5 protein-coding genes are annotated in these 6,155 nt (G+C 45.4%); 2 read left to right on the top strand and 3 right to left on the bottom strand.

Annotation, left to right across the window (positions count from 1 at the left end; all coding sequences use genetic code 11):
- Positions 1 to 158: 158 nt before the first annotated feature.
- Positions 159 to 1,064 (bottom strand): lipoyl synthase, encoded by a 906-nt coding sequence (gene lipA / locus CA600_RS30225; protein ID WP_094874781.1) that lies wholly within the window; start codon positions 1,062 to 1,064, stop codon positions 159 to 161.
- 294 nt (positions 1,065 to 1,358) lie between these two features.
- Between lipA and CA600_RS30220 the strand changes: the two genes are divergently transcribed.
- Positions 1,359 to 2,417: a M23 family metallopeptidase gene (locus CA600_RS30220; RefSeq protein ID WP_094874782.1), complete on the top strand. Its 1,059-nt coding sequence runs from the start codon at positions 1,359 to 1,361 to the stop codon at positions 2,415 to 2,417.
- Between the two features lie 46 nt (positions 2,418 to 2,463).
- Here CA600_RS30220 and CA600_RS30215 read toward each other — a convergent pair whose 3' ends face one another.
- A complete protein-coding gene (locus CA600_RS30215; protein WP_094874780.1) occupies positions 2,464 to 4,164 on the bottom strand; it encodes a glycoside hydrolase family 13 protein in 1,701 nt (566 codons plus the stop codon).
- Positions 4,165 to 4,285: 121 nt separating this feature from the next.
- Here CA600_RS30215 and CA600_RS30210 point away from each other — a divergent pair, with 121 nt between their 5' ends.
- Complete coding sequence (locus CA600_RS30210; protein ID WP_094874779.1) at positions 4,286 to 5,317, top strand: LacI family DNA-binding transcriptional regulator; 1,032 nt, start codon at positions 4,286 to 4,288, stop codon at positions 5,315 to 5,317.
- 118 nt (positions 5,318 to 5,435) lie between these two features.
- Here the strand turns inward: CA600_RS30210 and CA600_RS30205 are convergent.
- Positions 5,436 to 6,155 (bottom strand): carbohydrate binding domain-containing protein (locus CA600_RS30205; RefSeq protein ID WP_306440434.1); only part of this gene is annotated, 720 nt, incomplete at its 5' end.

Raw genomic sequence — 6,155 nt, 5'->3', positions numbered from 1 at the left:
TTTCCTTCGGAAAGCTTTCAGGCGAACGCTACCGCTCCTACAGCTCCAACATTTCCCTCCAATGACTCAAATCAACGATTTTTTATGTGTAACCTAGGGGTGGGAGACTCAGATCGCTTCGCTCCTTCAGCCCCCTGCTACCTTGAAAAATAAAAAAATTAACTAGAAGAAACCACGCGCTCCTCACGAGCTTGAGCGGCGGATTTCACCTGCTCATGCGCACGATAAGAGCTGCGAACAAGCGGGGCTGATTCCACATGGCTAAAGCCGCGCTTCAATCCCTCTTCCTTAAGCAGCGCAAATTCCTCTGGTGGATAATATTTCTCCACATTTAAATGCTTTGGAGAAGGCTGCAAGTATTGTCCTAAAGTCAATATATCACAATTTACGGCTCGTAAATCATCCATTGCTTGTAAAATCTCATCCCACTCTTCACCGACCCCAAGCATAATGCTTGATTTGGTAGGAATATCCGGTTTCATTTCCTTGGCTCTACGCAGAAGTTCCATTGAACGGCGATACTTCGCTTTAGCCCGTACACGGTCTGACATACGTTCCACCGTCTCAATATTATGGTTAAGAATGTCCGGATTACTGTTCATGACAATCTCCAGACTATTCCGTTCTCCCAGGAAATCTGGAATCAATACTTCAACACTACATAACGGAAGGCGTTTACGAATTGCCGCTACCGTCTCAGCAAAAATCTGGGCGCCACCATCCGCAAGATCATCACGGGCCACACTGGTCACCACGCAATGGCGAAGGTTCATTCCCTCTGCAGCTTCTGCTACACGTTCAGGCTCCTGCAGGTCCAGCTCTGTTGGCAGTCCTGTATTTACAGCGCAGAAACGGCATGCGCGAGTACATATATCTCCAAGAATCATAAAGGTAGCCGTTCGATTGGCCCAGCATTCATAAATATTCGGACACCTAGCTTCTTCACATACGGTATGTAAAGTTTTAGAACGCATCATGCTCTTGATTTCCTGATAGTTATCACCGGTAGTTAGCTTGATTCTAATCCAATCCGGCTTAGGCTGCTTTGCTGTTTTATTCGTCAAAATAATAAACCCCGCTTCCTCCTGAATGTGATGCTGCAGATGAAAGATGCTGCCTCATATTATAACATGTGCGCTTTACAATTGCCTGTTTTTGTGAAATATGCAGGGTCTGCCATCTTCGATTCCGGCGAAGAATTTACTGGTACCTTTAGACAAGAACGGATAAAAAGTAGCCTTTTGCTTCAATCTATAATAAAAGCTTCATCCGAAGTGCCTACATTCAATTCTACGCCCGGACAAAAGGAGGCTGTTATCTTGCTGGCCCTATTTAAGAATACTAATCACCGGAGAACTATGTTATGTCTGTCCGCGGCCGCTATCCTTTGGGGTGGTTTAGGCCTTCCCGTTCCAGCAGCTGCAGTACAGGCTACAGTCCAACCGGTGGAAAGCAGCGGCAATCCTGTTAATGCTAGCAAAGAATCCTTATGGTCTGCCCGTAGGGGAATTTATGATCAACTGAGCGCAGCCACTGGAATCCCTTGGTTTAGATTCGCAGCCATTGATCAATATGAACGCACCATCGCCAAAAAAGGGGCCTCAGACAAACCAGCCACTAACCGTCTTACTGGAATCATGATTCCAGCACCCGTATGGTCCGGTCCACTCAACCCGGATCAAGAGGATACTTCTCCTGAATCCATCACTTTCTTTAACGGCTTCGGCCGTGATGGCTCAGGAGATGGAATCGCCGATCCAGAGAATGATGCTGATGTTCTATATAGTATGGCTAGACACTTGCAGAAATATGGTGATTCAGCTAATGATTTTAGCATTGGCATTTGGGAGTATTATCACAATGGTCGTGCCTCTCAGCGCATAGCTCAGTTCGCCAAGCTATATGAACATTTTGGGCGGCTTGACCTATCAGGTAATGCTTTTCCACTTCCCTTAAGTAATTCTTATTCTTATCGTAGCACCTGGGGAACCGGCAGAAGCTGGGGTGGGGCACGTATCCACGAAGGAACTGACCTCTTTGCACCGCAAGGTATGCCGGTACGCAGTACCTGCATTGGCTTAGTGGAAACTAAAGGCTGGAACCGCTATGGAGGCTGGAGAATTGGAATTCGCGATATCGAGAACCGTTACCATTATTACGCCCACTTATCCGGGTATAACAAATCCATTTCACGTGGAGATATCGTCTCACCAGGTGAGATCATTGGCTGGGTCGGCAGCTCCGGTTACGGTAATCCAGGAACACAAGGGAAATTCCCGCCACATCTACATTTTGGCATCTATCGTGACCGAGGGATTACGGAATGGGCTTTTGACCCCTTCCCACTACTAAAACAATGGGAGAATCAGGAGTATAGAGACAGAAAGAACAAAAATAAAAAAAGTGCTACGAATTAAGAACAACAATAAGGCCCCTTTCTTCAGAGAGAGGCCTTATACCCTTTTAGTACAACATCAAGCAACCAAACGGTTCAATGCTCAATATAAGCTTGTTATTATTTTTAAAAGTAGCTCCTGACATTAAATCGGTTAGCAAATTCTTATCTGAACGATATGCATTAAGCTCAAGCTCGTACGCGTTCGGAGAATTATTGATAATTAAACCTATTTTCTCTTGACCCGTCCCCCGTATATAACCGAAGACATTACGGACTTCATCCGTGAACCAAGGACGAAACTTACCTTTTCGTAGAATATCACAGCTTTTTCTCAGGAAAATCAGCTCTTGATACCACTTAAGCAGCGCAGTATTTTGAGCTTGCTCTTGCCATAACATAGCTTTTCTACAGTGAGGGTCCGTAGCTCCTTCCATCCCAACCTCATCCCCATAATAGATCATCGGAATACCGATATAAGTCATCTGAAAAAAAACGGCCAACCTCATGCGCTGTATTGCCGTACTCTCACGGTCCCAGCCACGTCCCCCTTCCTTACATGCTGTAAGAAAACGCAGCGTATCATGACTGCCAATCAATTGAAACATCGCCGAATTGGCCTGGTCATTATACAACGCCTCCTGATGGAGTACTTGCTCCATAAAGCGATCTGGCCCTGTTGACTGCTCTGCAAAGAATTCCAGCATAGCATCCCGAAGCACATAATTCATGCCACCATCGAATTGATCCCCTCTAAGCCAAGGCCCAGAAGCGTGCATTATCTCTCCAATAAGTAGAATTTCAGGAAATTCAGACTTGAGCTCTTGCCGAAACCGGGACCAAAAATCCGGGTTGACCTCATTCGCTACATCAAGACGCCAGCCATCGATCGCAGTTTCACGAATCCAATACTTCGCAACCTCTATCATATATTTAGCCGTGTCAGGATGATCCATATTCAGCTTAGGCATATGCGCTTCAGCTTTAGCGAATGTTTCATAATTCGGGGCAGGCGTCTGTGTAACGGGAAAAGAACGAATAAAAAACCAATCTTTATATGGAGACTGCTCGCCCTTTTCCATTACATCTTTAAACGCAAAGAATTGATCTCCCGAATGATTAAACACGGCATCCAAAATGACCTTAATTCCATGACGATGTGCCTCACTGACTAGCGTCTTCAACCCCTCTACATCGCCAAACGCAGGATCGATCTTATAATAATCGGAGGTGTTATATTTATGCTCAGAAGGAGACTCAAATACAGGCGTCATGTAAATAGTGTTCACACCAAGCTGCTGTAGATAAGGTATTTTGTCCGTAATGCCTTTTAGAGTTCCACCATTGTAGCTGCTAGGATAAATTTGATAGGTCACCGCATCCTGGCTCCATAAAGGTAACTTCATAGCCTCAGAATGGTGAATGTATGCATATTGAAAAGAACCTGCACGTTCCCGATTCTCCGACGCGCCCCTCTCTCCATACCAGACATATTGCCCCGCAGCATTCGCTACATGGAATAGATACCTGCTCCTTCTAGTGCTGGTCTGAATAATTGCTTCGTGAATCTCATAAATACCGGCCGACCCGATCCGCTCCATCTGCAAAGGAACTTCTTGCCCCGGAGAATCATAACGATCCGAGTGGATTACGGTACAGGATAATTGCTGTCCAGCTTGTGTAAATAATCTGAGCTTCAGGGTCCCTGTACCTACAGGATAGGCAAATGGATCTTCGCTCGTATGATATATAAACCAGGATTGAGACATAACTTATGAACTCCTTCTATACTTTTATCGTTCTATCTATCTGTTCATTCATCATTAGAGAGACTGCTAAATTTGTGTTATTATGGTTACAAATACCGTTTTCAAGTTATGAGGGACGACGATGAAAGTTACGATTTCTGATATTGCTAAAGCAGCAAATGTGGCCAAATCCACTGTATCTAAAGTACTAAATGATTCCCCAAAAATATCGCAGGAAACGAAACAAAAGGTTCGAGAGATTATCAAGCAAATGAATTACACGCCAAGCAGTATCGCTACTGGGTTAGCTAGACAAAGCAGCTGCAATATTGGCTTACTGGTCGATATGTCTAAAGAAAGTGAGTTTCTGAACCAATTCTTTTACAACATTATTGGTGGAATCGAGAGCGTAATTGCACCTTTAAAATACGAGCTGACCATTTCCAATGTGCAACATAGCAGTCCAGAAGGCCATTTTCTAAATAGGCTTGTGTTTAGCAAACGTGTCGACGGTATTATTGCCAACAACTCCGTGCTGACTGAAGAACTTTCTGAAGAACTAAATCAACTGGAGTTTCCTTACATCTCCATTGGAGAGATTATGGCCCCCGGAAGTTGGGTTGATTTCGATAATGAAGCAGGCGGCAGCATGCTAACCGAGCATCTCATCGAACAAGGTTATTCAAAGATAGCCTTCATAGGCGGGCAGCAGCAGGAAAAAATTTATACACATCGCCTAAGTGGATACTTAAGCGCATTACAGCAGGCTGACCTTATCGTTCCTCAGCAATGGATCATTAACTGCAAGGCTGATGAACATGATAGCTATCATGCAGCACTTGAGCTTCTGCAGCGTGAAGAACGTCCAGACTCTGTAGTGTGTATGAACAGTTATGTAGCCTTTGGGGTACTTCAAGCCGCAAAAGCACTCGGAATTGATGTTCCATCAGAACTCGGCATCGCCGCTTTTGATGAATATCCGTTGTCTCGTTACACAACACCTCCTTTAACTTCGCTTAATATCGATACGTTCAAGCTGGGTGTATCTTCAGGGCAGCTACTGATGGAACGCATTCGTGGCAATGATGCACCCCACAAACATTTGCAACTAGAGCCAGAACTAATTCCTCGTGAATCTACGATGAGAACTAAATTCTCTGGAGTAACTTCGTAATTGGACTACTCTGTATCTTCTGCAATGAAAATGCTTCATACTACTTACCAAGGAGCGGCCCCACACGGGGGCCGCTCCTTGTCATGTGAAAGGTATTATGATCCACTTGAGTAGCAACTCATAGATCTTTCCAACGCTGAACGGTCAGATTCACTGTTTGTGCGCCGCCTGCTGGTGTAAGCGTTCGATTGGAAATATCCGATCCGTTCGAGTTTACCTCCACATTAGTCCAAGCGCCCCGCGTAACTTTATATTGCACCGCTGTTCCTGCTGGTAAGCTCAGTGTGATGGAATATACCCCATCACTACCTTTAGTCAGTTGATAGACTGGATCCGCTGCATTCCAGCTGTTGAAGGTACCGGTGAGATACAGAGGTCCGCTCGCCGGAGTAGACGCTGGAACATTTACACGAAACGTCACACTGTCTGCTTGAGGTTCCCCTGCGCTAATACTTCCGTTCACCAGACTCCAGGTTCCAGCATCAAAATGGTAATTACTGCTGCCGTTGTTATCCCATGTACCACTGCCATTATTAAAGGCTGCGGTCAGTCCGGCAGCAGTGCCCAGCTGAATTGTAATCGACTTATATCCTGGGAAAGAAGAAGCTTGAAGCTGTTCACCAGGAGCCGTCGTCCAGACTGTCGCCCCATCCAGCTTGTAATGAATATAAGAGCTACTGTAAGCCGTATTCTTATAATAGATCGTTGCAGTGTTGCCAGTCGGTGTAGTCGTCGGTGTTGGGGTTACTGTTGGTGTCGGTATTGGTGTTACTGTTGGCGTTGGTGTCGGTGTCGGTGTCGGTGTTACTGTTGGTGTTGGTGTTGGTGTTGGTGTTGG

Origin of the sequence: Paenibacillus sp. VTT E-133280 (assembly GCF_002264385.1) — a bacterium.
GTDB lineage: Bacteria > Bacillota > Bacilli > Paenibacillales > Paenibacillaceae > Paenibacillus_AQ > Paenibacillus_AQ nitricinens.
Note: the sequence above shows the minus strand (reverse complement) of the source record. Positions and strands in the feature narration are given on the sequence as shown.